This window comes from Pseudoalteromonas sp. NGC95, assembly GCF_015864705.1.
GTDB classification, from domain to species: domain Bacteria; phylum Pseudomonadota; class Gammaproteobacteria; order Enterobacterales; family Alteromonadaceae; genus Pseudoalteromonas; species Pseudoalteromonas arctica.
The window spans coordinates 25422-50515 of sequence record NZ_JADYWR010000015.1 but is presented as its reverse complement, the minus strand read 5'-3'; the positions used below and the strand labels follow the sequence as shown (position 1 = coordinate 50515).

Below are 25094 nucleotides of genomic sequence, written 5' to 3'. Positions count from 1 at the left end.
TAAGTTAAGTTAGGGTGCGGCAATTAAAAGCAGTTGCTGTATTTGCCTTCGTCGCCTTCGTGTTCTTCGTCGGCGTTGGTTGTGTCACCCGCAGGTGTTTTTAATGCTTTGGCAAACTTGTCGCTAAGATCTTCAAGCGCTGCTTTTGTGCTTGATAGCTCTTCTTTAAGCTTTGTTAGCTCGGCTGACTCTTCGGCTGGCGGGGCGGTTTCTTCTTCGCCTTCTTTTTTAGGCGCTGAAAACGCATCAAGCTTTGCAGTTAGGCCGTCGAGCTTTTGGGCAAACTGCTCTAGCGGTGCGCAGAGTGCATCTTTTAATGCATTGGCTAATTGTGTTTCGTTCATGTCGGGTTCTTCCTTAGTGAATAGTCGTTTGAAAAAGGGTTTTTTAGGTGTGTCGATAGGCTCACATGACCCTAAGTCAACGGTTAATAAAGAGACTTCCGTGTCGTCTGGCTTGCTCTTACTACTGAAATGAATGCGGTCGGTGTAGCAGCTTGCTGGGTAGTCGGTAACGGCTAGACCTGTTAGGTATGTTTTACCAGTGCCCATGAAGTCGCGGCTTATTTCGATGCTAAAATATACGGCTTGGTCGGCTTTGTTTAATGCTACAAAACCTTGATTGGGCGCCAGTACGGCGTATAGGCACACTATACCTTCTTCGTTTTCGTATGCTTCTACGCTTACTACGTCGCCGAGCATGCCTGGTATGTCTACGTTGTGTAGGTTTTTAGCAGCCCAGCCTGACCAGTTAAATTCGTGATCGAGGTTTATGCGTGCGCCATATTTGCGCGGGTTGTAGGTTTCTACTATGTCGGCTACGTCTTGCTCGGTTATTTCGCGGCCGTCGACAGTCATGCCAACAGCGGCAATTGATAATGGTTTTGTGCGTAGTTGACCTGGCATATAAACAAACCTTTTAAATGTTTTTTAATTAAGCTTTATGCTTTAAAGTAACTGCAGTTTGCACCCTCCTTTTAACCCTTTCCAACCGTTTAACTTTTTGAAATTCCTATATTTAACTTTTAGGAATGGATAGGTTTTTAACAAACAGATTACGCCCTTTATTACTAATACACTGCCGCCATGGATTAATTAATGTGGCGCAATATGAAGGCTAACTACGGACCAGACATACGCAAAAAAGCACAGGATTTGTATGTTGTTGAGGGCTATACCTACGAGGAAATAGCTGATTTAGCAGGCATGCCAAGTGCGCGCAGCATTAGGCGTTGGTCTGAGTCTGAGAACTGGGCGGACATGTGCCCAACGTATAATGCCGAAATGGCGTTTAGTCGCCGCATTAATTTGTTAGCCGATAAAGACAATAAAACCGATGCTGAATATAAAGAGCTAGACTTTTGCACGCGCCAGCTGTGTGCGCTTAATAAAAGCAAGCTGGCTCCTGCCCCTAAGCAACGCGCTAACAATGACGATGCTGGTGCTGGTAATAGTGGCGGCAGCGGCAAAAAGTCGAAGAAGAAAAAGAAAAATGATTGCTCTGGCATTACGCTTGAAATGCTTGACGAGCTTAAAGACAAGCTTCTTTATCCCCACCAAAAACATTGGTTTGAAAACCAAGATCACCGTGCACGCTTTATTTTAAAGCCCCGCCAAATTGGGGCTACTTTTTACTTTGCGTTTGAAGCCTTTTACGATGCGGTTATTAATGGCCGCAATAAAATATTTATATCGGCGAGCCGTGATCAGGCCGAGGTATTTAAAGCCAATATTGTGGCGCTGGTGCGTGAGCATTTTAATGTTGAGCTAACCGGTTCACCAATGGTGCTTAATTTGGCTGGCGGCAAAACAGTTAAGCTTATTTTTAAAAGCACTAATGCGCGTACTGCTCAGTCGGAAAGTGGCGACTTATATATAGATGAAGTTTTTTGGATCCCTAAATATAAGAGCTTGCGCGGGTTGGCGCAGGCCATGGCAACGCATAAGCATTTGCGCATTACTTATTTTAGTACGCCGAGTGTTACGAGCCATGAAGCGTATGACCATTGGAATGGTAAGTGGTACCGCAAAACTAAGGCGTGTAATGATCCTGAGTTTGCGATTGATGTTAGCCATAAAAGTTTAAAAAACGGCAGGCTTTGCGAAGATGGCATTTGGCGACAAATGCTTACTGTGTACGATGTGGTTACCAGTGGGTTTGACCGCATTGATATTGGCGTGCTTGAAAACGAGTACAGTGTAGATGAGTTTAACAACTTGTTTATGTGCAAATTTATTGATGATGCGCACAGTGCGTTTAACCTTAAGCAGCTTATGAACTGCGTGGGCGACTCTACCAAGTGGCCTGACTTTGATTTAGATTACGAACGCCCTTACGGGTTAAAGCCGGTGGTTATTGGTTTTGACCCTGCGCGATTTGGCGATAAGGCGAGCGTGGCTATTTTAAGTGCGCCGATGAAGCCTGGTGAAAAGTTTTTGCTGCTTGAAGCAATTGATTTAAGCGGTAATGATTTTGAAGCGATGGCAAGCGAAATAAAACTACTTACCGAAAAATACAACGTTGTGCACATTGGCGTTGATACCACTGGTATTGGTTACGGCGTGTGGGAGCTTATTACTAAGTTTTACCCTAACGCTGAGCCAATACATTACAACCCTATTATTAAAAACCGTATGGTTATTAAGGCAATTAACGTTATTCAAAACCGACGCCTTGAGTTTGACCAGGACGCGGTAAACATTGCTAGCTCGTTTATTAATATTCGCCGTAAAGTTGTTGGCGACCAAATTACATATGCTACTAACCGCACGGCCACTACGGGCCATGCCGATATTGCGTGGGCAATTATGCACGCCTTGTTATTTGAACCTCTGGACGGTAATGCCCACAGCCGCCAAACATCTGTAGGAATTGCAGCTTAATGAAACCACGATTACAAGTAAGCAACGGCCAAGCGCCAAATTACAACCAACGAACTGCGGTGACTGATGCGTTTAGTTTTGGCGACCCCGAGCCATGTTTAGACAACCGGCTAACTGATTACGTTGGTGTATTTAGTGACAGCAACGGCATTTATGCGCCGCCCATTAGTTTGCAGGGTTTAATTAAACTGCTGCGCGTTAATGCTCAGCACGGGCCCATTTTGTATTTTAAGCGAAACATGATTTTAAAATGGTATAAGCCTAACCCGCTTTTAAGCCATCAATCTTTAAGTAAGTTTGGCTTTGACTTGCTGTGGAGCGGCAACGCTTATTTGCAAATTATTAAAAATTCGTTTGGGCAAATTATTAAACTGCGCCACCTGCCTGCACTGACTATGCGCTATACGAGTACGCGCGGTGTGTATGCGCAATTAAGCAACCGTAGCCATGAGCCTATTTATTTTAATGCTGGCGAAATTATGCATGTAAAAGAGTACGACCCGGGGCAAGGCATTTACGGTATACCGCAATATTATGGCGGTATTCAGTCGGCATTATTAAATGAAGATGCGACCTTGTTCCGCAGACGGTATTACAAGAACGGTGCGCATATGGGTTTTATATTTTCAATGGCTGATCCTAATTTAAGCGCTGAAGATGAGACGGCATTAAAAGATGCAATACGCGATAGCAAAGGTGTGGGTAACTTTAGAAGTTTGTTTTTTAATTTTAGAAGTAATAAGGCCGATGCCGAAAAGGCGATAAACATTACACCGGTTGGTGATATATCTACCAAAGATGAATTTGAGCGAATTAAAAAAATTACGCTTAACGATATGCTGAGTATGCACCGCGCACAAGAAGCGCTAAGCGGCCAGTCGTCTGGTGAAAGTGCGGGCTTTGGCGATTTAGATAAAATTACCCGCGCCTATTACAACAATGAAGTTGTGCCACTGCAGCAAGATGTTTTAGGTATTAATAATTATTTGCCTAGCGCGCAGCATATTGAATTTAAAGAGCCTGAGTATTCAGACTTAAACCCAACACCCAAGGAAGACACATGAGCTGGATAGATATAGTTGAATTTATTAAACAGTGGGGGCAGTTGCTTATGTTGAGCTTTTTAGCGGCGGCTATACAAATGTATTTAAGCCGCAAGGTGTTTACGTTTTTTCATTATTTTATGAGTGTATTAATTGCTGTTTTTGCGGCTTACTTGGCGGCTATGTTTTGCGAGTGGCGGCAATTTGATGAAAGCTTAAAAACGGGTGTTATTGGTGTAACCGCTTATGCGGCCCCGCACATTTTAGAGGGGATCAATAAATTTATTGAAACGTTTAGCAAAGACCCAAAGGGCTTTATTAAATTAATTAGGGGCGGCAAATAATGGGCTGGTTAAAAACATTAGTTTCTTTTATCACTGACCCAATAGCCGACTTAACCGGCGGCTATGTTGAGCGCAAACGCATAGCGGCAGAAATGGCGGCCGATGTTGCACGCGCTGAAAACAACTTTAAAATTGCCCAGTTTGAAGCTAAAGCAAAACGCTGTATGCAAGCCGAGCAAAACGACGCCGATTATGACTTTCTTGTTTTAAAGAACCGCGACAAAACCATCATGGATGAAGTGATTATTTTATTCTTTTTGGGGTTGTTTGTGTGCCATTTTATACCGACCATGCAACCGTACATGCATAAGGGCTGGCAAGCAATGGGCTATGGAGGTGCGCCCTGGTACTTTGAATTTGTGATTGTAGGTATTGCCGTTTCAACGCTTGGATTAATGCGATTGTTTAGAGCATTTTGGGGAAGTAAGAACGTCAATAAAAAAAGCGCTAGTTAGGAGCTAGCGCTTTGGTGTTACAAACCACTTAGTTTGCTTTGCCATTCTTCTAAATTAAAAATACTGTTATCTATTCTTTGTGTAACCTCGTATTTATTATCCGTTATTGGGTTTAGCACATCATCATAAATGGCAGCCAGATAACAATGTTCATTTTCAGTACTTCGCTTACTTGTGCCTATGTGCTCTACCTCTAGCTCAAGCCTATTAGCTATTCTAAGTGTGTGGTTTTCTAGGTCATCGTTTGAATAATCAAGGCTAGTTAGTAACGAGTTTAACTCAACCAATAAAGCATCAACTCTTTCTTTTATTAGTTCTAATTTCATATCTTGCCTCTTTGAGTACCATTCAATTTCTAATGCGTTTTCCAATTTACCTGCAACAACTTCAAGACGCTTAAGTGCCCTTGTAAAATTTGGCCCAGGCACACCATTAAGTGTTGCTGCATTGGTCTTGCTTATACCGCGAACTAAGTAATCGCTAAGCGCCGATTTTATATCTTCACTGGTGCTTTTACCAAACGACAAAAGCACATCTAATCGCTCTTGGCTTTGTGAGCCTTTATATAAATACTTCATAAATTATTTATCGCTTAAGTGATAATTAATTTATTATATTTCAATATTCAACAAATGCCCACCTATTTGGTCTTTATGCTGTCACTTTGTGTCAAACATTGTCACACTTTTGTCATTGCGATCCTTTTAAACTTCCTTTTAGATCCTTTGGTTATAAGGGCTAGCTAAAAATGGCTTGTCACTGGGGGTGTCAATTAAACGCATTTTTTGCACGAAAGCGGAAGGCGAGGAGGAGTGATTTTTTTAGCTCTTTGATTCTCAGCCAATAGTTAAATGGTTATTTGTAACGCACTCAACCACTGTATATAATGACAGTGTACTTTATTAACGATTGGTGAATATTATGGCGCGGGTTACTTGTCCAAATTGCGAAGCTAAAGCTACGATTACATCGCGTGAAACGCAAAGCGCGCACGTAGTAAATTTATATTGTTCGTGTACTAATACTCGTGAATGCGGGGCGACGTTTCGTATTACCCAATCGTTCGATCACTTCTTAAACCCTCCGGTACAAAGCACGCAACAATTAGCCGCCGCGCTTATTAAAAGCCTACCTCGCGAACAGCAATTAGAACTGGTTGGGCTTTAGCTTTAGCTTTTACTTTATTGCACGCATTAAAAAGCCCGTTTAATACGGGCTTTTTTGTGTGTGCTGTTTACTGTCTGCGCTGGTTATATTGTGACTGGTTTTGCTGTGGCGCGCTTTGCTGCTGATCATACTGCCCTTGGTATTGTGCTGGCGCATAACCTTGGCTTTGGTTTTGGTGGTTTTGTGGCTGGTTATTGTGCGTTTGACCTTGCTGGCTTTCACTTTCCCAAAATATATATAGTTTCAACGGGCCTTGTTGATTAATTGGCATAGTGTCGAGTTCTATTTCAATACTGTCGCTGCCGCCTTGGTTGCTGCTCGGCCATTTAGTGGCTCGGCCTAAAGTGGCGTAACGGTTTTTGGTTTCATTGCCTTGCTGGTATTTTTCAGCAATACAAGCAACGCGGCCTTTATCTAGTGGTTTGTTATTTTGTGGGTGCATAGTGCGCTTCCTTTTTGTTTAATGTTTTATTTAATGATTTGTGTTTTACAGCTGAGTGGTACACCCAGTTGCGACGTTTAACGTTTGGTTTCATTGATCACCATAATTCGCTTAATTCTTTTTCTAACTGCTTTTGCGCTAAGCGCTCTTCTAGCAGTTCGCGGGTTGACTTGCTGCGCTGCTGATATTGCGGGCGCGGCTCTTGGTTTTCGTGGTGCGGCATTTTAGCCGGTGCACTTACTGTTTTTGGTGAAACAATTCGCGCTTTTTTAGTACTTGGCTTTGCTGTTGTTTTTATTTGCCCGGTGCGAAATTTATATTCTTTTCGCTCGCAACCGCAGCCCTGGACATGACCCAAATTATCTTTGCGCACTACGCGAGTGGTGCCGCACACGCATTTACACATAAAATGCTGCACCCCTCGGTTGCGGCGGTCTTCGTTTAATACTGTCCAGTTGTTGAAAACGTCACCCGCTGTTACTTTACCTGTGGCCATGTTCTTGCCCTCCAGCCAATAAGCTTGGGCGCTTAAATAACAATGCGGCATTTTGTAACTGGTCAATAGTGACTCTGCGGCCATCAATAGCGACGACTTTAATTTTGCTCACTGGGTCGTTTTCTTCAATAATTTCGTAGCGTGAGTTCTTTTTAATATTTTCAATACTGCGGTTACCATCTTTTAGCGACTCGCCAAAGGCATGGCCTAACATTCTTGCTGTATAAAATAACCCTGTTGAAAGCATTTTCTCTGCTGCTGATTGTGTGTTCATAATGTCACCTGCTGTTTTGGTTGTGGTCTATTGCTTACTGCAAAAACATCGGCGTTAGGTTCTTGCTGATAGCCGGTGCAAATTTCGGTAGCAAAAACGCTGTTATTGTTTTTTCCGCACTGGCCGTATTGGGTTTTAGGCGCTGGCTTATCGAATTTAGCAATAAACGGGCTGTGCTGATCATCTGCAAAACCTTTTGGGCAAAACGCCTGGCAACTAATACATGCCTTTGGCATGAGTACCTTTGAAATTTGAATAGTCATATTTGCTCCTACGCCATTAAATCCAGTGCCCACCAATCGTTACTGCTGATTGCTGATGCTTCACCAGCTAGTACTAATCTAGCTAAATCTAAGTCGCCGATAATGTCGGCAGTGTATTTATTAAATTGGGTGTTTGATGGGGTGTTACGCCCGTCTAGCTCTGCATACATGTGCGCTAGGTCGTATAGCTCGCGAGCGTATGCATAATGTTTGTCTGTTGGGGTTGGCTTAATAGACGATTTTGGCGCTTGCATGTTCAGTTGCTCAAAGCTGTGTAGCTCGCGCTCCTGCATGTAGTACACGCGGTTAGCTTTAATAACGTTGCCTCCTTGGTTTAACTGCTTCATTTGAGCGCCAGTAAACATATTTAAGAGGTCGCCTTCTGGTTTGGCTGTTTGCTCGTCTACATTTGGGGTGTGTTTTTGGGCTTCGGTATTAGCTATATAGTCAATAGCGTGCTGGCGATGCTCTTTTTGCTGCGCTGACTCGTCCAGTACCACTAAATGGCCGTCTTTTATTAGGTAAATATGGCCGTTATTTCTAACTCGTTTACCCGCTAACAGATCCTTTTTAACGTTAATGATCTCTTTTGAAGTAAATCCGATCATGTCTAGCAATAATTCGTCTGTATGCCCTACAGCTAAAGGCGTACGATTATTCCCACTAGTCCAAGGTAGGTCAGCTACGCTGACGTTGTTGGCATCCTGCCCACCAATAACGGCGGTGTTTTCTGCTGCTGCTGTGCCTATAACTTGCTTAGACCAGGTATGAACGCGGGTAACAAGCGTGCAAAGGCCAAAGGTGTCTTCAACGCCCTTTAGGGTTTTAGTAAATTCTGCGTATTGATTGCCGTACTCGGTATGCTGGTAAGCGGGCTTAAAGCGCGCATCGCGGCCAATGCCAAATCCACCCATTAGCGCAACAAAGGTTTTAAAATCGCCCTTGTCGGCCGCTTGGCGTATTTGCTCTAACTGCTCGTTGCCTTGCACTTCTTCACGCACTCGGCGCAGTTCGCGCCAAATAGTAATTGATGGCGACTTTTGAAACTGAAACTGCCTAATGCCCCATGTGCTAGCCCATGCTTTAACCGGGTTAACTGCTTGGGTTAGCTTTTCGCCTGTTTCTGCGTCGTACTCGTTGGCCAGTGCAAAGCCATCAATATTTTTACTTACGTACTTAGCAACATAAGCCGCTGCGCCGCCTGATTTTTTGCCGTCTTTGCCAATTTGCGCAGGTAGCATTTTTATAGCGGTGTAGCGTGGGCTGCTCGGAAAATAGTTTTTAACCGGTGCACGGGTGTACACCTTTTTAGATTTATTTAAACCCCAAATTCGGCGTGCTTTTGTGTAGCGTGCGCGTAATGATTTGCGGTTTTTAAAACGCTGAAAAAATACCTCACGGTCGTCGCGGGTAAAGTAGCGGCGTAATATGTGGTTAACTTTGTCGTAGTAACGGGTTGGCATCCATAAAAGCATGTGCCAGTGAGTGCAACCGTCTGCATGTGGTTCTGCTACGCGTATACCAAAGTATGGTATTTCTTCGCGGTCTAATTTTGCGCGGGCTTGTGAGTAAAGCTTATTTAAATATAGGCTTGCATCTTTTGGCGTTGACCCATCCCACGTAGGCGAGTTTGCATGAAAACGGCTAGGCGCTGTAATGTTATAAAAGCCGCCTGTGTAGCCCATTTCGTCGGCCAGTTCTTCGGTTTCGCGTATGCGTAGCATTAATTCGTTGCGCATGTTTTCAGGGTTGGCAACGCCTGCTTCTACTGCTTTCATTAGCGATATAACATCGCTTTGTTCGTTTACTAATTCTAGGCTTTCTAGGTAGCGTTGGCCGCGTTCGCGATTGGTGGTGTATTCGGCAATTGCTTGCTTTGAACAATACGCACTTATGCCACGGCGCTTGGTGGTTTTAGCGCCTTTTTTATCAATGCTGTTAAATAGGTCGCGGCCTACTTCGCCCGTTGCAATTTCTAGGTGCTCTAGGTAGCGGCTGCGTACTGTTTTAAGTTTACGCGCCCACCACTTATGATCTTGTGCTTTTAAAAGCGCTACTTCGGCATCGGGTATTGTTAGGTATTCGCTTTTTTCGGCAAACTGTAATTGCACGCTAAATTGTGCGGCATATTCGTTTACTTTTTCGTGTATGTCGGTTGCACCCCACGTAGGGTGTTCTTTTGCTAGGTCGGCTATTATTTCAGCTGTTTGCATAGCCAATACATTTGCATGTTTTTTGGTTTTATCGGCATTGGCTAATATGTGCCACGGTAATGGCATAGCATTAGTAATTTGCTCTAGTATTTTAAGGCGTGGCTTTAATGTTTTAACGGTACGACGTAACCAGTTATTTGCACTGTATTGAGCGCGAATATTTGCGCTTGTTGGCTGTGCTTTTTGGTGCGGGTTTTTAGTGCCGCTAAAGTCGTAAAGCGCGCGGCTTATTTGTATTAGTTCGTCTTTGGTTGCGTTGGCTGTGCTTTTTAAGCTGGTGTCGTATTTATTAATAAAGCGCTTAGCTACACGCATTTGCAGTGGCTTGGGTACTTTGCTTAAACATTGGTAAACAAACTTAACCTCTTCAGCGTCGTCTATTGCGTTAATAACCGACATGGCTGAGCTAGAAACCTGATCGCCTACTGCTTGTTTTAAATTTTGCTCGGTTAAAGGTTGTTTATTTTTTGCGTTGCGCTGCTTTTGTGCAAACTCCATATTTTTAGCAGTTTGGCGTACAAAGCTGGCTTGTATGCTGGGTGCGCGTTTGCTTTCAATAATGTCTTTTACAATAAAATTATGAATATTATTGTTATGCACTTTTTTAAGTGCCGCTTTAGCTGGCTTACTTAATTTAAGGTTAGTTACATCAATGCGGTGTTGTGCTGTTTTAAGCTCATCATAAAGCCAAGCGTTTGCTTTTTCGCTTGGGTTTATGGGCTCGTCTTTATACCAGGCATTATTTGGTGGGGTAATTTTGGCAATGTACTGCTTAACCATTTTATATTGGCTGTACGCAGTAAAACGGCCAAGGCCGTTTATTAATGTTGTGCGGTGTTCAATGTCGTCAACGGCCTTAACCAAAGTTAAAGCCGCTTTACATACATCAAAGTTTACAATGGGCCACATGCTCATTTATGCAAACTCTATTTCTACTAAATCTTTACCTACTTGAACGGCATCAATAGCGGCGCACATTTGGTCGTAAATTGGTGCGTACTCAATGTAGTCATCGGCAATAAGTTTAACCACTGGCATAAAGTCAGTTAGGCAGTTTTCGCACTCCATAAGCATGGCAACGGTAGAGCGCTTGCCTAAATTTTTAATCGTAAAGTTTGCTTGCTCTACCGCGTGCTCAACAATGTTTTTAACTAATAGCTTATTTTTAGGCATAACTTGGTCTTTGATAGTGTTCATTTTAGTATTCCTTTGGGGTTAAAACGGGATGTCGTTTAATTCGTTGGGTAGGTGTATTTGATGAAAAACTTCTACATGTTTTACATCGTGATGATCCTGAATCATGTATTCTTTATATGAGTAGTTAAACCAAGCATCTGCACGCTCAGCCTCTTCTATTGTTTGTGAGTTAATGCAATCAAACCGCGCTGATATTTCTGGGGCGTATTTTTCAAGTGCTTGGGTTGCTATCTCGTGACCAACAGAAAACGTCTTTCTAAAGTCCATTGATTTTTCACAATGAACTAAATAGCTAAGTGCCGCTTTTGCTTTTGGGTGTAGTTTCATTACTTCACTACTCCAAGCGCTGAAAATATCTTTCGGAACTCTGCGGTTCTATCGCCAAGGTAAGTAATAAAACAGCCTTTTGGTGCACCTTTTTTTACATTGCCTTGCGCATCGTTAAAATGTGTACGGCCATCAATAAAACAGCTTAAACCTGCGTTTAGTAACTTTTGGCACCATGCTTCTGAGCTATTAACAAAGGTGATGTTCATTGCTTCTTTAAAGTTACCTTGTGCATATTGGTCTAAGTAGTAATCAATCCAATCGCCATTACTTGCTACATCTTCGGTAATGCAGTGGCCACGGTATTTACTGTAACTAGGGTCGTTACACACTTTTTTAACGCACTTTGGTTTACAGGCCTGCTCACCTTTATTGAATGGGTGATTTAACCAAACTGTGTTTGCTATCCAATTTCGTGTTAATGCATCGTCTTCTTTGGTTAAGTAACACGTTGCTTTTACTGACTTGTTAGCCACTACACAACTTGCTGGGTCTAAATCAATAACCGGAAACATTTGGTGTACATACTTCAAAACTTTGGCGGGTGTGTAGAACTCAACATTGCCACTGTCTTGATTGATTAGTTGATCGGGAGTCATGGCTAATCCTTAGTGTGTTTGTGAATCAGTTTTTGACTGTTCAACTAAATGCGGAACAACATCAAACTTAGGTGGGGTTCTTTCAAAGTGTTCGCGGCCAAGTACGTTTGCGTCGGTAAAAGCGGCAACAATGTCTTGCAGTGCTAAAATGCCTTTACGTACTGCATCACGCTCTTGCAAATTAAATTGATAAAAGCTCATTTCTATATGGCGTTGTTTAAGCCCCGCAGCAATACACACTATTTTGCGTTGTTGATCAGTTAAAACGGCATTGAATAAATAACCTGGTGTGCGCGTTCTATCGCTCATTAATGCTTTTATTTCAGCTAGGCCTTTTGGTACGTGGCGGCTAGTTACTGCTTTTAGTGGCGCTGGTTGTGCATTTTGGGTTTGTTTAATAAGTGCGTTAGCCATGGTTATACTCCTTGTGCTTGTTGTGGTTTAGATAAAGCGTGCGTTTTTAACCAGTACACGGCTTGCTGTATTGTTTGGCTTTCGCTGCCGTGGCAGTAAATAGGCAATGGCAACTCGCCAACAAAGGCTTGTAGGCACGGTTCAAATTCAACTGATTGACAATTAACGGCTTCTTTAGTACTTATTTTGCACGTAAGTAAATACTCAGCTTTGGCAGCTAAATTAGGTAATGCGTTATACGTGTTTTGGTCAAATATTTTGTATGTGCTCATTGCCCTTGCTCCTAGTTATTTGCCGTACTTTCTACCGCAGTAACAGCAGTAGTTTGCATAAATACTTACATCATCTTTGCGCAAATTTTTAGCGTGTCCACCGCCCTTTTTTGGCACCCTAAATTCAAACTCAACTCTTGGATTAACCGGCGCTCTGTCACCGCCACTTAAAGAAAAAGTTTCGTCACGCCATTTGAAATCAACATCTATAGCACCTTCAGGTATTGTTCCCTGCGCAATTAAATGATTTTTAACGCACTCTAGGTTATCGGTAAAACAGTTACATGCTGTATTTTCAGTAGTCATAAAGTTGCTCCTAGTTAACTAAAATTGTTTCTATGCCTTTGCTAATTGCGTAATTACACACCTTCGGGCAGTCATCAACCCAAAGCGTAATTTGCCCTATATGGCTATCTATAAATTTCTTCTTGTATTCAAATGGTGGCGTCTCGTCTTTTGCAGACCTTTCTATAATTACATCAGGATTAAGGCCGTGTTTACCGCACCATGTTTGTGTGCCAAATTGGGAGCTGGTAACAATCACAGGTGACTGGCTGTTTTTAAAAATTTCTGCATTTGACGCTATCAATGTGCCATTTGCGTTAACAAACCTTTGCCACTTATGCCACGCTCTATTTTTAAGTTTTAAAGCGCCTCTTGGAGCAAGCCTGCCACTCCCACTAATGTCTCTAAGCGTGCCATCTAAATCAAAAACCTCCATTGCTTTGCTCCTAGTTTGCTTGATGTTGACCGTAAAACTCGTGAAACTTTTCAGCGCCTAGGCGCATCCACTCTTCTATGTCTTCCTCAACCCATACCACACGACCGCTTGATGCTTTGTGCGATTTAGGAAATTGGCCGCTTTCCATTAAGCGATAAATAGACGAACGGTGAATGCCGCACTTTTCTGCTACATCGGCTGGGCGTAAATAACGGTCGTTAATGGTGATAACTTCGCCGCGTATGTTGCGGCGGTAGTGATCGGCTACGTTTGATTGGCTCATGCTGCATCGTCCTTTTGTATTTCTATAAAATCCCCCTCTGTTTTGGTATGTTGCAAGTGCGAAATATTCACAAACCAAAACAAAGAGGAAAAACTCATGTCAAACCCAATCTTGAGCGACTGCATAAAAGCGCTTTCAAACAGTCTTACACTTGCAAATGGACTCACCCATCCAGTTGACGACTCAAAAGCAAAATGCTTATTTAAAGCACTCCGCAAAAAAGGCATTGCCTTAAGTGAAGATGAAGTACTTTTACTGGCTATCGAAAACAACTGGCCTGAAAAACACGCCAAAAAGCTAGCCGACATAGCACAACGCATTAACGATGGGCGCAGTGTTAAAATTGACCGATCAACAAGCTGGGGTGAAACCACCTTAGAAAAAGCCATTAAAAATCATCCTTAAAACGTGACTCGAACGGGTCAAAGTCATCTTCCATCCAACGAACGGCTAACGTAAGTAGGCTATAAAGCGCAGTTTCTGCGGCAGCAATATCAACGTTTAACTGCGCTTTATATTCTGTCGCTGCTAGTGCTGCCTTATCTACTGTTGTTAACTCGCCATTAGTTTTTTTACTAAGCACGCTTGGCATATCAGATGCTAACCGCCCACCTATAAAACCAAGTAACTGCTGTTTAAATCCGTCTACACCACCATGACACGCAGCAAAGTAGGTGCTAATTAAGGCTCTGTGGTAATCAAGCGCGGCCATACATACTTTTTCTGACGCAGTAAATCGTTCGTCTTCGCGCAATGCTTCTTCTCTAACGCTAATATCCATTACATCAATTGGGTCTACTTCAATTTCAGTGCTCATGCTGCATCATCCTTGTTTGCTTTTTGATGATCGGCTAGTAATTCATGTACCGTTACTTCACCGTTTGTTAGTTCTGAAATACGCGGTATGTATTTCGCTGGGGCTTGCCCGTGGCGGCTTAGCCAATGAAATACAACTGACTGCTTAGTACCTAGAATGTTAGCGAGCTTGGTTTGCCCACCAATTATTTTTACTGCTTTCTTTATGGCTGACATTTTTAATCTCCAATAGCTGCTAACCACTTTTTTCTATAATACGATCTCTTTTATTGGTTTGTAAACCACTATTGGTTGTATTTATAAAAATAAAACCAATAATAGCGATTTGACTAAAACCACTTAAAGTTGTGATAATCTAAATCAACCACACTTAAAGTGTTAAAAATAAACCTTTTGGAGATAATATGGATATTGCAAATCGTGTTAAAAAGCTAAGGAAAGCACTAGATTTAACTCAGCATCAATTAGCTGAATTGGTAGGCGTTGCGCAAAACTCGATACAAAAACTAGAAAAAGGCGATACCAAGAACCCACGAAATATTGAAGCATTAGCGCGAGCCCTTAAATGCACACCCGAATATTTGCGCTTTGGCATTAGTGACAACATAAACAGTAACGTTGCACCTGGGCCAACACTTAAAGCGGCTGTGCCATTAATAAGTTGGGTGCAAGCTGGCGCATGGTCTGAGATTAGTGAAATTAAAGCGTATGATGCGGAACGTTACTTATGCCCCGTAAAATGCAGCGACCTAACTTTTGCATTAAAAGTGCAAGGCGTGAGCATGGAACCTAAGTTTTATGAGGGTGATTTAATATTTGTAGACCCTGAAGCTGAGTGCATACACGGTTCGTACGTGGTCGCGCGTTTGGACGACGACAACCACGCCACGTTTAAGCAGCTAATAATTGAAAACGGCCAAAAGTTTTTAAAAGCAGCCAACCCCAATTGGCCAGAGCAATTAATACCGATTAATGGCAACTGCACGTTGGTGGGTAAAATAATATTTGCAGGTAAGTCTTTTTAGCTTTACTAAATTGCAGGCACAAAAAAGCCCGCTCTTGGCGGGCTGTTTGTTTAGCGTGATTGTTTTATTAGTCTTTCTAAATTATCACCATTAATTAACAGTTCTAAAAACTCCATTTGATTACATTGATAGCGCTGCTTGTAGGTGTATTTTTTATCTATGATTTCAAACAAATCAAATAACACACTGCCTAGATACATTTCGTTTTTATCTCTATCCCAACCCATCTGATCACCAAACTGCACTTGGAGTGTAATATTAGTGTTTTTGGCAGGAAAATTGTCACCCATTTTAAACTTTAGAATTGGACCCTGCGTCCAAACCATTGAGCCAACTTTATCTTTTATTCGCTGCTCATATTTTATATCAAGCGCATCTCTAAACGTGTAAGGCACATTAAAATACCAGTGTTCATTATTTAGCGTTCCTTGGCTTATTGCAGAGTTGTAATAAACGTTAGGCAAGGCGGCTAATTCTCTTTTTATTTTTGTTTTGCCATCAATAGGCCACATTGTTTTCAAGTGTTTTAGCATTGCACTTTCTAAAAATTTAAATTCTATACTTTGGCTTCCTAATAACTCTTTGCACCATGTAAACAAACGATCGGCTGCGGTATTTAAATGGCTATACGATATTGCTGATTTCTTTTTCTTATAACGAACTACCCAATTTTTAGTACGCTTTATTATGACTTCTTTAAAGTCACCTGTTAGTTCATCAATCTCTAGCTCTGTTCTGTATTCTTCAAAACATACTTGTAGCTCTGGTAATTTTTTAGGGTTACCGTTTTTAAACCTTGCGTAAATTGAAAGGTCTTTTTCACTTTCAGTCAATTCAATTAACCACTGTTCAACAGGGAAATGTGGTGCTATTGCATTTTTTATGTCTAGGAGCGTTTGCTGTGGCTCTACCTTTGGTGGCTGACTAACCTCTGACGATCTATCTTTTGTTAGTTCGCCATTTTCAGAAATAACTTGTATTCGTTCCATTAGGAATGTTTTTAAGGCGTTGGTGGTGTAGCATTTGGCTCTTACTTTATTGCCTTTAACACTTATTGGCCCTAAAACACGAGACTGACCGCTCATGCTGCCACCGTGGTAAACCACGTTTATTTTTTGTTTGGTGTCGATTGCGTTTTGAATTTGTTGCTCTGCGCTCATGATTATCCCTTTTCATTGAAAGGGATAGATTAAGTTTTCGTTCAGGTTTTAACAAGCTGGGGATTTATACAGGTAATAAATTGCAGGCACAAAAAAGCCCGTACTAAACGGGCTCGTAATCATCTTGTATTTTCATAAATTTATTCTCCTAGTTTACTAATTCTATAATAGCGGGTAAGCATGGAATAGACAGTAAAATATTGGCAATTATTAAGTACTTTACCTCACTACCACTTTTCTCGTTTGTATCAGTAAATAGTTCGTAAGCTTTTTCTAACCAGTGAAACGGCCTATTTTCTTCTGACTCTCTAAACTTTGGGTGCTTTTCCATTCTAGCCTGTTGAACAACACGCCTTTCAGTTATATATGGCTGTAATGTTTCCCATATATAAATAACAGTTGATCCACGGTTGTCTTGGATTATACCTTTGTCGTAAAATCCTTTAAAAATCCCTTCGCATAGGTGCTCTAGCTCATTTAGCTTATCTAATACTGGTCTCATTTCTTCTATAGTTGCGCTATTTCTGGCAAGGTAAATTAGCGAATCGTTTTTTTGGTTTTCGTTATCTTTTAGGAAGTCTTTTACGTATATGTACTCGGGGCCTATTTTCCCCTTTCCTTGATGGATTACGTCAATAGTGTTTTTTTCACGGGTTCTTATGTTGTGATTGGTTACTGTATAGTAAGCAGATGATAGCGCGATTGTTGCTGATAACAGCACCGCCATAGCAGACGCCAACGGGAAATATTCTTTCGTCAACAATGCTGGCACACCAACATACACTATGCTGCATACAAGAACGCCAGCTAAAAAGCTGGCGTTAATAAGTAGTATTTTTTGTTTCATTGTTAACCTAAGAAGTCTAAACCTTGATCATCGCCCATTGCTATATGTTTAATCATATTTACTCCTATGTATCTACTTTATAATATTAATTAACTAAATTTATGTCTTACTTTTGTTTGCACAAACTTGTTATATGAATTTTATTAGGCCGCATCAGTTTGTTGTAGCCTTATGATATTTTCAGTTTTTTATAAAATTTTTAATAATTTTTTTATCTGCTTTTACAATTTTTTATTAAATTACACGGTAATATAATAAAGCTAATAGAATATATGTCAATATTATATCTGTTTATTTAGTCTCAACCTGTCTTAATTTATTGCCTTTATAAATCTCTCCCACACTTCTATACTTTGACGTTTTTCTTTCATGTAGTCGTATCTGTCGTAGTGCACGCTTGATACGTCAAACTTGTTATGCTGCTGGAGTATGTCGCGGTTTATCTTATCTATGCCTGCTTTGCCCATAAGTGTTTTACATGTACGCCTTAAGTCTCGTGGATTAAAGTGGGGCACGTTGTTTTTTTCACTCCAGCGTATTATTGCCATTCTTAATGTTGATACGTGGGCGGTTGCTGTTGGGTTGTCGCGATGCGGGAACATTTGCCCTGCTTTGCCGCTTTGCTGCATTAGCTCTTGTATTATTGGTATTGCGGTTTCGCATAATGGCACTATGTGATCGCCCCGCTGTTTTACTTTTATTCGGCTTGCGGGAATGGTGAATGTTTTGTTTTTTATATCAAAGTCACTTACGTACGAGCCATAAACTTCTTTTACACGTTGACCACCAAGTAACAATGCTAGCTTTATGTATTGGTGGGTGTAATAAGGTAGGTCGTCGGCATTCCATACTTTTTTAAGTTCATCTTCGTTTAACCAGCGTTCGCCTTTGTTTTTTGGCGTTTCAAAATTAATGTCTCTTATGAAGTTGGTTTTTATGTCGTAGTAATTTGGCTTTTTGTATTGCTCTGGCGAGTTATCAAAATCGATAGCGAATTTTAGTATGCTCATTAATACGCTGCGAACTAGGCGAGCTTGTTCTTTAGCGCCCCGGTTATAAACTCGGTAAATAATGTCGCGGGCCATATCTATTGTGAACTCGTCGGACATTAAATCGGGTGCTATAAATGGGGTGAGGTTTCGCTTTATTAGCTTTTCGGTTCGGTCGATGGTTGATGCTGCCCAGCGAGTACTTATATATGCATTAAAATCATCAAGCATTTGATGCATTGTTTTTTTGGCTGCCGATTCAAGCTTGGTTTTTTGATTTTGTAAGCGGTGCTCTTGGGGGTCAATATTGTCGCTTAATAATGCTGATATTTTTGCATGCTTACTACGCGCTTTTTTCAGATCAACAATTGGGTAGTTGCCAAGACCTATCACTTTACGCTTGCCGCTTATGTGATATTGAACGCGAAACGTTTTAGCGCCCGATTCACTAACCCTTATTTGTAAGCGCCCCTCGCCGTAATTGCCCGACTCGGTTAATACGTAGCGTTTTTCTTTTGCTTTAAGTGCTTTTATTGATTTGTCTGTAAAGTTCATCTTTGCTCGTTTGAAACTGTGACCACCACACGGGTCACAGTTTTGGTATCAGTTTAGCTTAAGATAACAATAACAGAATGAGACAGAATAAACATCTTTAGCCTTTGCATTCCTCATGCTTAAAGGGCTTTGCTACAGCTTGATACAGCATGAATGCTAGAAAACCGACATGCCAAGTAATTCACACATTAATAAAATAACCCTTAAAAACCATACATTAAAATAAATAGCGTTATATTTGTGTATTAAGCGTACACTAATTTGCAGCCCGCTATAACGGCTATACTTACTTAAAAAGTGTCATTTTGCTATTAGATTTATTTATTTTTACGTTAACACTACTTACGGTTAATGCTTTGACTATACGATAGTTATTGTGCGTTCCTCTGTCGGGTAATTAAATATCGTATTTAAGTTACTTTCTACTACAATTTAACATCGTTATGTACTTGAAAATTACTGTTACTAGCGCTACTCTAAGTGAGGTGGTCTGACCTCTATTAAGGAATAAAAATGACACTCATATTTACACTGGTTCTAATCGCGTTGCTTTGCACTGCGGTTTACCACAGAGCAAGTTGGAACACAGCACTTGGTGTTTCGGCTATAACTTTATTAATTGGTACCTTTGCGGGTGCTTTTGGTTTAATTAGCTGGTTGATCTTTTTGATCATCGCGGTTCCTCTTTCTGTTACTGGCCTTCGTCAGCAATATATCATCAAGCCTATTTTTGCTACGTTTAAAAAAGTAACGCCAAGCATGTCTGATACTGAAAAATCAGCTATTGATGCCGGTACGACGTGGTGGGAAGCTGACTTATTTTGCGGTAACCCAGATTGGAAAAAACTTCACCAATACCCAGTTCCTAAACTTACTATTGAAGAGCAAGCCTTTGTTGATGGCCCTGTTGAAGTAGTATGTAGCATGTTGGACGATTGGGAAGCAACGCACGAACTAACCGACCTTCCTCAAGATGTATGGCAATATCTAAAAGATAATAAATTCTTTGCCATGATCATCAAAAAAGAATACGGCGGTTTAGAGTTTTCTGCATTTGCACAATCATGTGTACTTCAAAAACTAACAAGTAAATCAACATTACTTTCGTCAATTGTTGGTGTACCGAACTCTTTAGGCCCAGGTGAATTATTACAACACTATGGTACAAAAGAGCAAAAAGATCATTACTTACCGCGCCTAGCGAGCGGTCAAGAAATTCCATGTTTTGCGTTAACTTCGCCAGAAGCGGGTTCTGATGCAAGCTCAATTCCAGACTACGGTGTGGTATGTAAAGGGCAATGGAATGGTGAAGAGGTTGTGGGTGTTAGTTTAACGTGGAATAAGCGTTACATTACACTTGCCCCAGTGGCTACCGTGCTTGGACTTGCGTTTAAATTACAAGATCCAGACGGCCTAATTGGCGATAATAAAGAGCCAGGCATCACCTGTGCACTTATTCCAACGGATACTCCTGGAGTTGAAATTGGTCGTCGACATTTCCCGCTTAACGTACCATTTCAAAATGGTCCTACTCGCGGTAAAGACATTTTCGTACCACTTGATTATATTATTGGTGGTCCAGATATGGCTGGTCAAGGCTGGCGCATGCTGGTTGAGTGTTTATCGGTTGGTCGTGCAATTACATTGCCGTCAAACTCTGCCGGTGGCATTAAAATGATTGCTATTGCGACAGGTGCTTATAGCCGCATTCGTCGTCAGTTCCGTTTACCTATAGGTAAAATGGAAGGTGTTGAAGAGTCACTAGCTAAATTAGCTGGTTACGCTTACAGCTCTGATGCTGCGGTTAGCATGTCTACGGGTGCGGTTGATTTAGGCGAAAAACCATCGGTTGTTTCTGCCATTATTAAATACCACCTGACAGAGCAAATGCGTGATGCAACTATTCATGCAATGGATGTACTTGGCGGTAAGGGCATCATGCTTGGGCCAAATAACTATTTAGGTCGTGGCTATCAAGGTGCACCTATTGCCATTACCGTTGAAGGTGCAAACATCTTGACCCGTAATATGATTATTTATGGTCAAGGTGCGATTCGCTGTCATCCATTTGTACTTACCGAGCTTGGTGCGTGCGAAATTGAAGACCGCGAAGAGGCGCTTAACGTATTTGATAAAGCGCTAATGGGTCACATTGGTTTTACTATGTCGAACCTTGTACGTACTAAGTGGCTTGCTCTTACCGGCGCTCGTTTTACAAGTGTGCCGTACAACGACGAAACTGCTGAATTTTACCGTATAGCGTCACGCTTTAGTGCATCACTTGCACTTATGTCTGACATTAGCATGGCAGTATTTGGTGGCTCACTAAAACGTAAAGAACGTATTTCAGCACGTTTAGGTGATTTACTTAGTTACCTATACTTAGTATCTGCAACGCTTAAGCGTTACAACGATGAAGGCCGTAAAAAAGAAGATTTTGCTCTAGTAAAATGGAGTTGCCAAGATCACCTTTACCATTGCCAACGTGCACTTGCTGATTTAATTAATAACATGCCTTCGGCTCCACTACGCGCCGTGTTAAAAGTATTGTTATTCCCGTTTGGTCGCCCTGTTCGTAAACCAACTGACCAACTTGAGCATAAACTAGCACAACTACTACAAGTACCTAGCGAAACGCGTAACCGTTTAGCAAGCTACGTATACCTAACAAATGAGCCACTTAACCTTGTAGGTCGTCAAGAGCAAACGCTTAAAGACGTCCTTGATGTTGAGCCATTATTTGAAAGAGTATGTAAAGAAAAAGGCCTTAAACTGCCATTCTTTCAGCTTGATAAAGTAGCGCAAATGGGGCTTGAAGCAGGCATTTTAAGCCAAGCAGAGGCTGATAAACTAGCTGCTGTTGAGCAATCTCGTTTAGATGTTATTAACGTTGATGACTTTGACCCAGCTGATTTACTTGCAGGCAAAGCAGCACGTAATAGCGTTAAAAAAGAAGCTGATGCTGCGTAACTAATTTAGTAAAGCAAGCAGCCCAGCTGTAAAAACAATCCAAACCAGCGCATAATGCGCTGGTTTTTTTTGTGCAAAATAAACCTGCAACAAACACCACGGTAAACCTAAACTCAACAAAATAATGTTTAATCTCTCAAACGTAATGCTGTAAGTTACAAAGGTCGCTAAAAATAACAGCATACTAGGTATAAACTGGCTAATATAAAACGTCCGTGCTTTTTGGAATGTATTAAAAAACAAGCGATATTGTGCATAAACTTTAGCGCAATCAAATTGTAATGAGCTGCAAAATAATACAATAAAAGCCATCGCCACAGCATCAAGTATATTAACGAGATCGGCACGCTCAGCGACTAACGTAGACGAGCCCATAAACACACATAAAAGTAACGACATACGCCATACCAGTGTCCAGCTATGGTTTATAAAGTAGCAAAACCAAAAGCCAAATAATGACCGAACACTAACACGCCCATTTATATTAACTCTAGGTATAAGCAAGCTAATGCTAAAGATGATTGAAAAACCAATATGATAAATAAGCGGCGGTATGTTGGTGGGAGTGAATAAAAAAAGGCCGCTTAACATAAAACCATAAACTAGTGCGCTAGGTTTGTATAAACACACAATGCCTAATCCTAACTGAATAAACATAAACACTATAAAATGCGGTACTTTTAACCACTGTACCAAGGTAAGGTCAAGCGCTATCAACAAACTAGCGATAAGCCAGCCATTGCTGATAAATAACAATTTAATATCGGCTAGGTGAAGCCAGCTAGGGTGAGCGATCGTAAGTTGAAACATCCGTTGGTTACTATTTTTAATCGCCAGTTTCATTGCGCTTATCATCACGCTTTGCAATAACAAGTAAAATAGTGCCATTTGCGCGCCATATAAAGGCGTATCTGCACTATCTATAATTTTCCCTAAGCCTAAAAAAAGCAATAATACAAAACCAAGAGCGGATGATCCCAACACCACTAAAAATAACAAACCAAAGTTTTTTAGCTGTTGAAGCAATTGCTTAAGCTCAAACGTGTACGCTAAATACCGGTAACCTATAAACGCGAGATACTGATTAAGTTTGCTTTTTATGCTTATGATACTCATAGCGAGACACACTTAAAACCATGCTCAATAAACACAGCGGGCTCGTGGCAAGTAATGATAATTTGCCCATTGGGTTTGTCAGCCAAATAAGCATCGAGTTGGCTTAAAAGAGTGTGAATACTGGTTTGATCGAGCGCAGCACTTGGCTCATCTAATAATAAATAAGGTGATTTACGCATTAATGCTAAAATTAGCTGGCATTTTTTTTGATTGCCCGACGACAGTGCTTCGAATCGCGTATTTAAAAATGCATTAAAGTTAAACCCGTTAACCAGCGAATGGGGCCAATCGCAACCTAATGTGTTAACAGATAAATCAATAATTTGATTTGCAGTTAAAAAATCTGGTAACGCAATACGGTCACTGGCAATTGCTACGGTTTTTGTTGGAGTGTTCAATCGGCTACCAGCGAATAAAAGTGAACCACTTTGGGGCTTTTCGAGTCCTGCTAGCATCATAAGTAATGTCGTTTTTCCATGGCCGTTAGGCGCTTCAATACACCCCTTTTGATCTGAAAAAACTTTATTGTAATCCTTAAAAACAACATTGCCTGTAAATTGCTTATTTAAGCCTATAACCTCAATCATAAACATCCCTCTAAATTAATTATTTATTATAAGAGTTCTGTTATGAGAAACAGTTCATGATTGAAGTAATATTTTAGCTAATAGCGCTAAACAGTTTATAAAAAAGGATTAAGGCTTAGCTCCCCCTGATACAGTCTCTGTCATTAATAAGTATTTTAATAATAACATGTTTGTTAAAGGCAATTTTATTCAGTATGACCCCATAGGAAGCCTTTGGCTAATACATGCACTCTACCTGAAAGTTTTTTGCTATAAATATAATGAAAAATTACTATAACTTATTTAAACTTATTACTGACAGCTTGTTAACCTTGGCTGTAACACTGAAAGCACCAAACCAAACACAGCAGCAAAAAGGCCTAAAAACTCAAGCCAACTATTACCCATATGTTCAATCGTATGTGGCTCCACCTTCACTAAAAGATAAACTCTCTTACCACCCTCAACCTTTTCTACAAATGACTCACCGACATACTCACCCATTAACTTGTAAAGCTCTTTACGCCTAACCTGCATTTCATAACGCCCCTCTTTGAATGCATTACTTTTACCTGGGATAAATAGTGTATAGTCCCTCCAATTTTCAAAAATATCTTGAGGTTCATCTGCTCTCACCACACCGAATGATTTGTACTCATAAAAGTTTTCGTTAAATACATCATTTTTATACCCTGAATAAAATAACGCACAACCAATAGATATTAAAAACATAGCCAAGTAAATAAACTTACGTTGCGTGGCCGAGTTTTTCACTGTTTTATTTTTATACCACTGTTCGACATCCGGTATTTGTATTAACCTAGCTTTATCATGACTGGATACGAGGGGTTCCATAAACTTATCAATTGAAAGATCTAATGCTATCAATAAGGATCTAAATATTTCATTTGAGGGAATTGATTTATCGTTTTCAAGTTTTGATAAATAACTTTGCTCTATCCCCGCCTGCTCTGCAAATTCAGGCTGGCTCAATTTTTTGTCATTTCTTAGCTGCTTTAGTTGTTGACCTAATGTACTCATTTTAGTGCTTCCGTTTTTAAAGTGAGACTAGATTCTTGGCTATTCATGCAGATATAAAAAGCTGAATATTAAAGAATAAGCTGGAATATTAGCAGGTTAGTATAAAGGAGTCGATCTGGCAGCTGGTAGCTGATAGCTGATAGCTGATAGCTGATAGCTGATAGCTGATAGCTGATAGCTGATAGCTGATAGCTGATAGCTGATAGCTGATAGCCAAAGAATGTTTTATTTAATTATTTAATCAAGGGTTTTATAAACTTATTATTGAGGAAATAACAAGTGGCGGAGTGGACGGGACTCGAACCCGCGACCCCCGGCGTGACAGGCCGGTATTCTAACCAACTGAACTACCACTCCGCAGTGGTATGTGCATGGGGTAATGCACTTACTAATTTTAATCATGATATCAAATGGCGGAGTGGACGGGACTCGAACCCGCGACCCCCGGCGTGACAGGCCGGTATTCTAACCAACTGAACTACCACTCCGCAGAGATATCATTATACTTGTTATTACTTAATTTGTTGGCGGAGTGGACGGGACTCGAACCCGCGACCCCCGGCGTGACAGGCCGGTATTCTAACCAACTGAACTACCACTCCAGCATACAAATTTTG

General features: G+C 41.0%; 31 protein-coding genes and 3 tRNA genes. 8 read left to right on the top strand and 26 right to left on the bottom strand.

Translation table 11 applies throughout. The annotated features are described in order from the left end of the window. Window positions 1–23 precede the first annotated feature (23 nt). Window positions 24–905 carry a GPO family capsid scaffolding protein gene (locus tag I6E70_RS14130; protein WP_197188976.1) on the bottom strand — a complete coding sequence of 294 codons (882 nt, stop codon included), beginning with the start codon at window positions 903–905 and terminating at the stop codon, window positions 24–26. 192 nt (window positions 906–1097) lie between these two features. Between I6E70_RS14130 and I6E70_RS14125 the strand changes: the two genes are divergently transcribed. From I6E70_RS14125 to I6E70_RS14110, 4 genes are read left to right on the top strand one after another with little or no spacing between them, the layout of a single operon-like run. Beyond that, entirely contained in the window at window positions 1098–2882 is a 1785-nt protein-coding gene (locus tag I6E70_RS14125; protein ID WP_197188975.1) for a terminase large subunit domain-containing protein, read from the top strand. Beyond that, the gene (locus tag I6E70_RS14120) at window positions 2882–3946 is read left to right on the top strand and encodes a phage portal protein (RefSeq protein ID WP_197188974.1); all 1065 of its coding nucleotides are present in this window, start codon (window positions 2882–2884) and stop codon (window positions 3944–3946) included. Before I6E70_RS14125 ends, I6E70_RS14120 begins: the two co-directional genes overlap by 1 nt. Further along, a complete protein-coding gene (locus I6E70_RS14115; RefSeq protein ID WP_002960036.1) occupies window positions 3943–4269 on the top strand; it encodes a phage holin family protein in 327 nt (108 codons plus the stop codon). Before I6E70_RS14120 ends, I6E70_RS14115 begins: the two co-directional genes overlap by 4 nt. Further along, window positions 4269–4724, top strand: coding sequence for a hypothetical protein (locus tag I6E70_RS14110; protein ID WP_149592050.1), 456 nt, complete (start codon window positions 4269–4271; stop codon window positions 4722–4724). Before I6E70_RS14115 ends, I6E70_RS14110 begins: the two co-directional genes overlap by 1 nt. 17 nt (window positions 4725–4741) lie before the next feature. On the opposite strand, the gene I6E70_RS20715 is transcribed toward I6E70_RS14110, so the two are convergent. Continuing rightward, window positions 4742–5302, bottom strand: a complete 561-nt coding sequence (locus I6E70_RS20715) for a hypothetical protein (protein WP_231620116.1) — start codon at window positions 5300–5302, stop codon at window positions 4742–4744. Between the two features lie 343 nt (window positions 5303–5645). Here I6E70_RS20715 and I6E70_RS14100 point away from each other — a divergent pair, with 343 nt between their 5' ends. After that, entirely contained in the window at window positions 5646–5891 is a 246-nt protein-coding gene (locus tag I6E70_RS14100) for an ogr/Delta-like zinc finger family protein (RefSeq protein WP_089368130.1), read from the top strand. Window positions 5892–5958: 67 nt separating this feature from the next. On the opposite strand, the gene I6E70_RS14095 is transcribed toward I6E70_RS14100, so the two are convergent. The 13 genes from I6E70_RS14095 to I6E70_RS14035 all read right to left on the bottom strand — a co-directional run bounded on the left by I6E70_RS14095 (window position 5959) and on the right by I6E70_RS14035 (window position 13392). Then, window positions 5959–6333 carry a hypothetical protein gene (locus tag I6E70_RS14095; protein ID WP_197188973.1) on the bottom strand — a complete coding sequence of 125 codons (375 nt, stop codon included), beginning with the start codon at window positions 6331–6333 and terminating at the stop codon, window positions 5959–5961. Window positions 6334–6430: 97 nt separating this feature from the next. Then, window positions 6431–6829, bottom strand: coding sequence for a hypothetical protein (locus I6E70_RS14090; RefSeq protein WP_197188972.1), 399 nt, complete (start codon window positions 6827–6829; stop codon window positions 6431–6433). Beyond that, the gene (locus I6E70_RS14085; protein ID WP_197188971.1) at window positions 6816–7103 is read right to left on the bottom strand and encodes a hypothetical protein; all 288 of its coding nucleotides are present in this window, start codon (window positions 7101–7103) and stop codon (window positions 6816–6818) included. Before I6E70_RS14085 ends, I6E70_RS14090 begins: the two co-directional genes overlap by 14 nt. Continuing rightward, on the bottom strand, window positions 7100–7366 hold the full coding sequence (locus tag I6E70_RS14080; protein WP_197188970.1) for a hypothetical protein: 267 nt from the start codon (window positions 7364–7366) through the stop codon (window positions 7100–7102). The genes I6E70_RS14085 and I6E70_RS14080 overlap by 4 nt, the downstream gene beginning before the upstream one ends. Window positions 7367–7374: 8 nt before the next feature. After that, window positions 7375–10494: a replication endonuclease gene (locus I6E70_RS14075; protein ID WP_197188969.1), complete on the bottom strand. Its 3120-nt coding sequence runs from the start codon at window positions 10492–10494 to the stop codon at window positions 7375–7377. After that, window positions 10495–10776, bottom strand: coding sequence for a hypothetical protein (locus tag I6E70_RS14070; protein ID WP_197188968.1), 282 nt, complete (start codon window positions 10774–10776; stop codon window positions 10495–10497). Window positions 10777–10794: 18 nt separating this feature from the next. Beyond that, window positions 10795–11103 carry a hypothetical protein gene (locus tag I6E70_RS14065; RefSeq protein WP_197188967.1) on the bottom strand — a complete coding sequence of 103 codons (309 nt, stop codon included), beginning with the start codon at window positions 11101–11103 and terminating at the stop codon, window positions 10795–10797. After that, complete coding sequence (locus I6E70_RS14060) at window positions 11103–11702, bottom strand: DNA N-6-adenine-methyltransferase (protein WP_197188966.1); 600 nt, start codon at window positions 11700–11702, stop codon at window positions 11103–11105. Before I6E70_RS14060 ends, I6E70_RS14065 begins: the two co-directional genes overlap by 1 nt. 9 nt (window positions 11703–11711) lie before the next feature. Next, complete coding sequence (locus tag I6E70_RS14055) at window positions 11712–12116, bottom strand: hypothetical protein (protein ID WP_197188965.1); 405 nt, start codon at window positions 12114–12116, stop codon at window positions 11712–11714. A 2-nt stretch (window positions 12117–12118) separates the two neighbouring features. After that, complete coding sequence (locus tag I6E70_RS14050; RefSeq protein ID WP_197188964.1) at window positions 12119–12388, bottom strand: hypothetical protein; 270 nt, start codon at window positions 12386–12388, stop codon at window positions 12119–12121. 15 nt (window positions 12389–12403) lie between these two features. Continuing rightward, entirely contained in the window at window positions 12404–12694 is a 291-nt protein-coding gene (locus I6E70_RS14045; protein WP_197188963.1) for a hypothetical protein, read from the bottom strand. A 10-nt stretch (window positions 12695–12704) separates the two neighbouring features. Next, the gene (locus I6E70_RS14040; protein WP_197188962.1) at window positions 12705–13109 is read right to left on the bottom strand and encodes a hypothetical protein; all 405 of its coding nucleotides are present in this window, start codon (window positions 13107–13109) and stop codon (window positions 12705–12707) included. Window positions 13110–13119: 10 nt separating this feature from the next. Then, window positions 13120–13392, bottom strand: a complete 273-nt coding sequence (locus I6E70_RS14035) for a helix-turn-helix transcriptional regulator (protein WP_197188961.1) — start codon at window positions 13390–13392, stop codon at window positions 13120–13122. A 96-nt stretch (window positions 13393–13488) separates the two neighbouring features. Between I6E70_RS14035 and I6E70_RS14030 the strand changes: the two genes are divergently transcribed. Beyond that, window positions 13489–13797 (top strand): DUF1889 family protein, encoded by a 309-nt coding sequence (locus I6E70_RS14030; RefSeq protein ID WP_197188960.1) that lies wholly within the window; start codon window positions 13489–13491, stop codon window positions 13795–13797. On the opposite strand, the gene I6E70_RS14025 is transcribed toward I6E70_RS14030, so the two are convergent. Then, the gene (locus tag I6E70_RS14025; protein WP_024591354.1) at window positions 13781–14209 is read right to left on the bottom strand and encodes a hypothetical protein; all 429 of its coding nucleotides are present in this window, start codon (window positions 14207–14209) and stop codon (window positions 13781–13783) included. The genes I6E70_RS14030 and I6E70_RS14025 overlap by 17 nt on opposite strands. Then, window positions 14206–14424 (bottom strand): YdaS family helix-turn-helix protein, encoded by a 219-nt coding sequence (locus I6E70_RS14020; protein WP_197188959.1) that lies wholly within the window; start codon window positions 14422–14424, stop codon window positions 14206–14208. The genes I6E70_RS14025 and I6E70_RS14020 overlap by 4 nt, the downstream gene beginning before the upstream one ends. 188 nt (window positions 14425–14612) lie before the next feature. Here I6E70_RS14020 and I6E70_RS14015 point away from each other — a divergent pair, with 188 nt between their 5' ends. Beyond that, window positions 14613–15233, top strand: a complete 621-nt coding sequence (locus I6E70_RS14015; RefSeq protein ID WP_197188958.1) for a LexA family protein — start codon at window positions 14613–14615, stop codon at window positions 15231–15233. A gap of 50 nt (window positions 15234–15283) precedes the next feature. On the opposite strand, the gene I6E70_RS14010 is transcribed toward I6E70_RS14015, so the two are convergent. The 3 genes from I6E70_RS14010 to I6E70_RS14000 all read right to left on the bottom strand — a co-directional run bounded on the left by I6E70_RS14010 (window position 15284) and on the right by I6E70_RS14000 (window position 18784). Further along, a complete protein-coding gene (locus I6E70_RS14010) occupies window positions 15284–16393 on the bottom strand; it encodes a hypothetical protein (RefSeq protein ID WP_197188957.1) in 1110 nt (369 codons plus the stop codon). A gap of 148 nt (window positions 16394–16541) precedes the next feature. Further along, window positions 16542–17240, bottom strand: coding sequence for a DUF4760 domain-containing protein (locus I6E70_RS14005; protein ID WP_197188956.1), 699 nt, complete (start codon window positions 17238–17240; stop codon window positions 16542–16544). Window positions 17241–17551: 311 nt separating this feature from the next. Further along, complete coding sequence (locus I6E70_RS14000) at window positions 17552–18784, bottom strand: tyrosine-type recombinase/integrase (protein WP_197188955.1); 1233 nt, start codon at window positions 18782–18784, stop codon at window positions 17552–17554. 513 nt (window positions 18785–19297) lie between these two features. On the opposite strand from I6E70_RS14000, the gene fadE reads away from it, so the two are divergent. Then, the gene (gene fadE / locus I6E70_RS13995) at window positions 19298–21754 is read left to right on the top strand and encodes an acyl-CoA dehydrogenase FadE (protein ID WP_024594254.1); all 2457 of its coding nucleotides are present in this window, start codon (window positions 19298–19300) and stop codon (window positions 21752–21754) included. Here fadE and I6E70_RS13990 read toward each other — a convergent pair whose 3' ends face one another. From I6E70_RS13990 to I6E70_RS13965, 6 genes are all read right to left on the bottom strand, one after another. Beyond that, the gene (locus tag I6E70_RS13990) at window positions 21755–22870 is read right to left on the bottom strand and encodes a DUF6136 family protein (RefSeq protein ID WP_197188954.1); all 1116 of its coding nucleotides are present in this window, start codon (window positions 22868–22870) and stop codon (window positions 21755–21757) included. It lies immediately after the preceding gene. Beyond that, window positions 22867–23457, bottom strand: coding sequence for an ABC transporter ATP-binding protein (locus I6E70_RS13985; RefSeq protein WP_121954355.1), 591 nt, complete (start codon window positions 23455–23457; stop codon window positions 22867–22869). The genes I6E70_RS13990 and I6E70_RS13985 overlap by 4 nt, the downstream gene beginning before the upstream one ends. 291 nt (window positions 23458–23748) lie before the next feature. After that, entirely contained in the window at window positions 23749–24477 is a 729-nt protein-coding gene (locus I6E70_RS13980) for a helix-turn-helix domain-containing protein (RefSeq protein ID WP_121954356.1), read from the bottom strand. A gap of 280 nt (window positions 24478–24757) precedes the next feature. After that, window positions 24758–24834: transfer RNA gene (locus I6E70_RS13975), tRNA-Asp, on the bottom strand. A 54-nt stretch (window positions 24835–24888) separates the two neighbouring features. Beyond that, a tRNA-Asp gene (locus I6E70_RS13970) sits at window positions 24889–24965 on the bottom strand. Between the two features lie 37 nt (window positions 24966–25002). Continuing rightward, a tRNA-Asp gene (locus tag I6E70_RS13965) sits at window positions 25003–25079 on the bottom strand. Window positions 25080–25094: the final 15 nt, after the last annotated feature.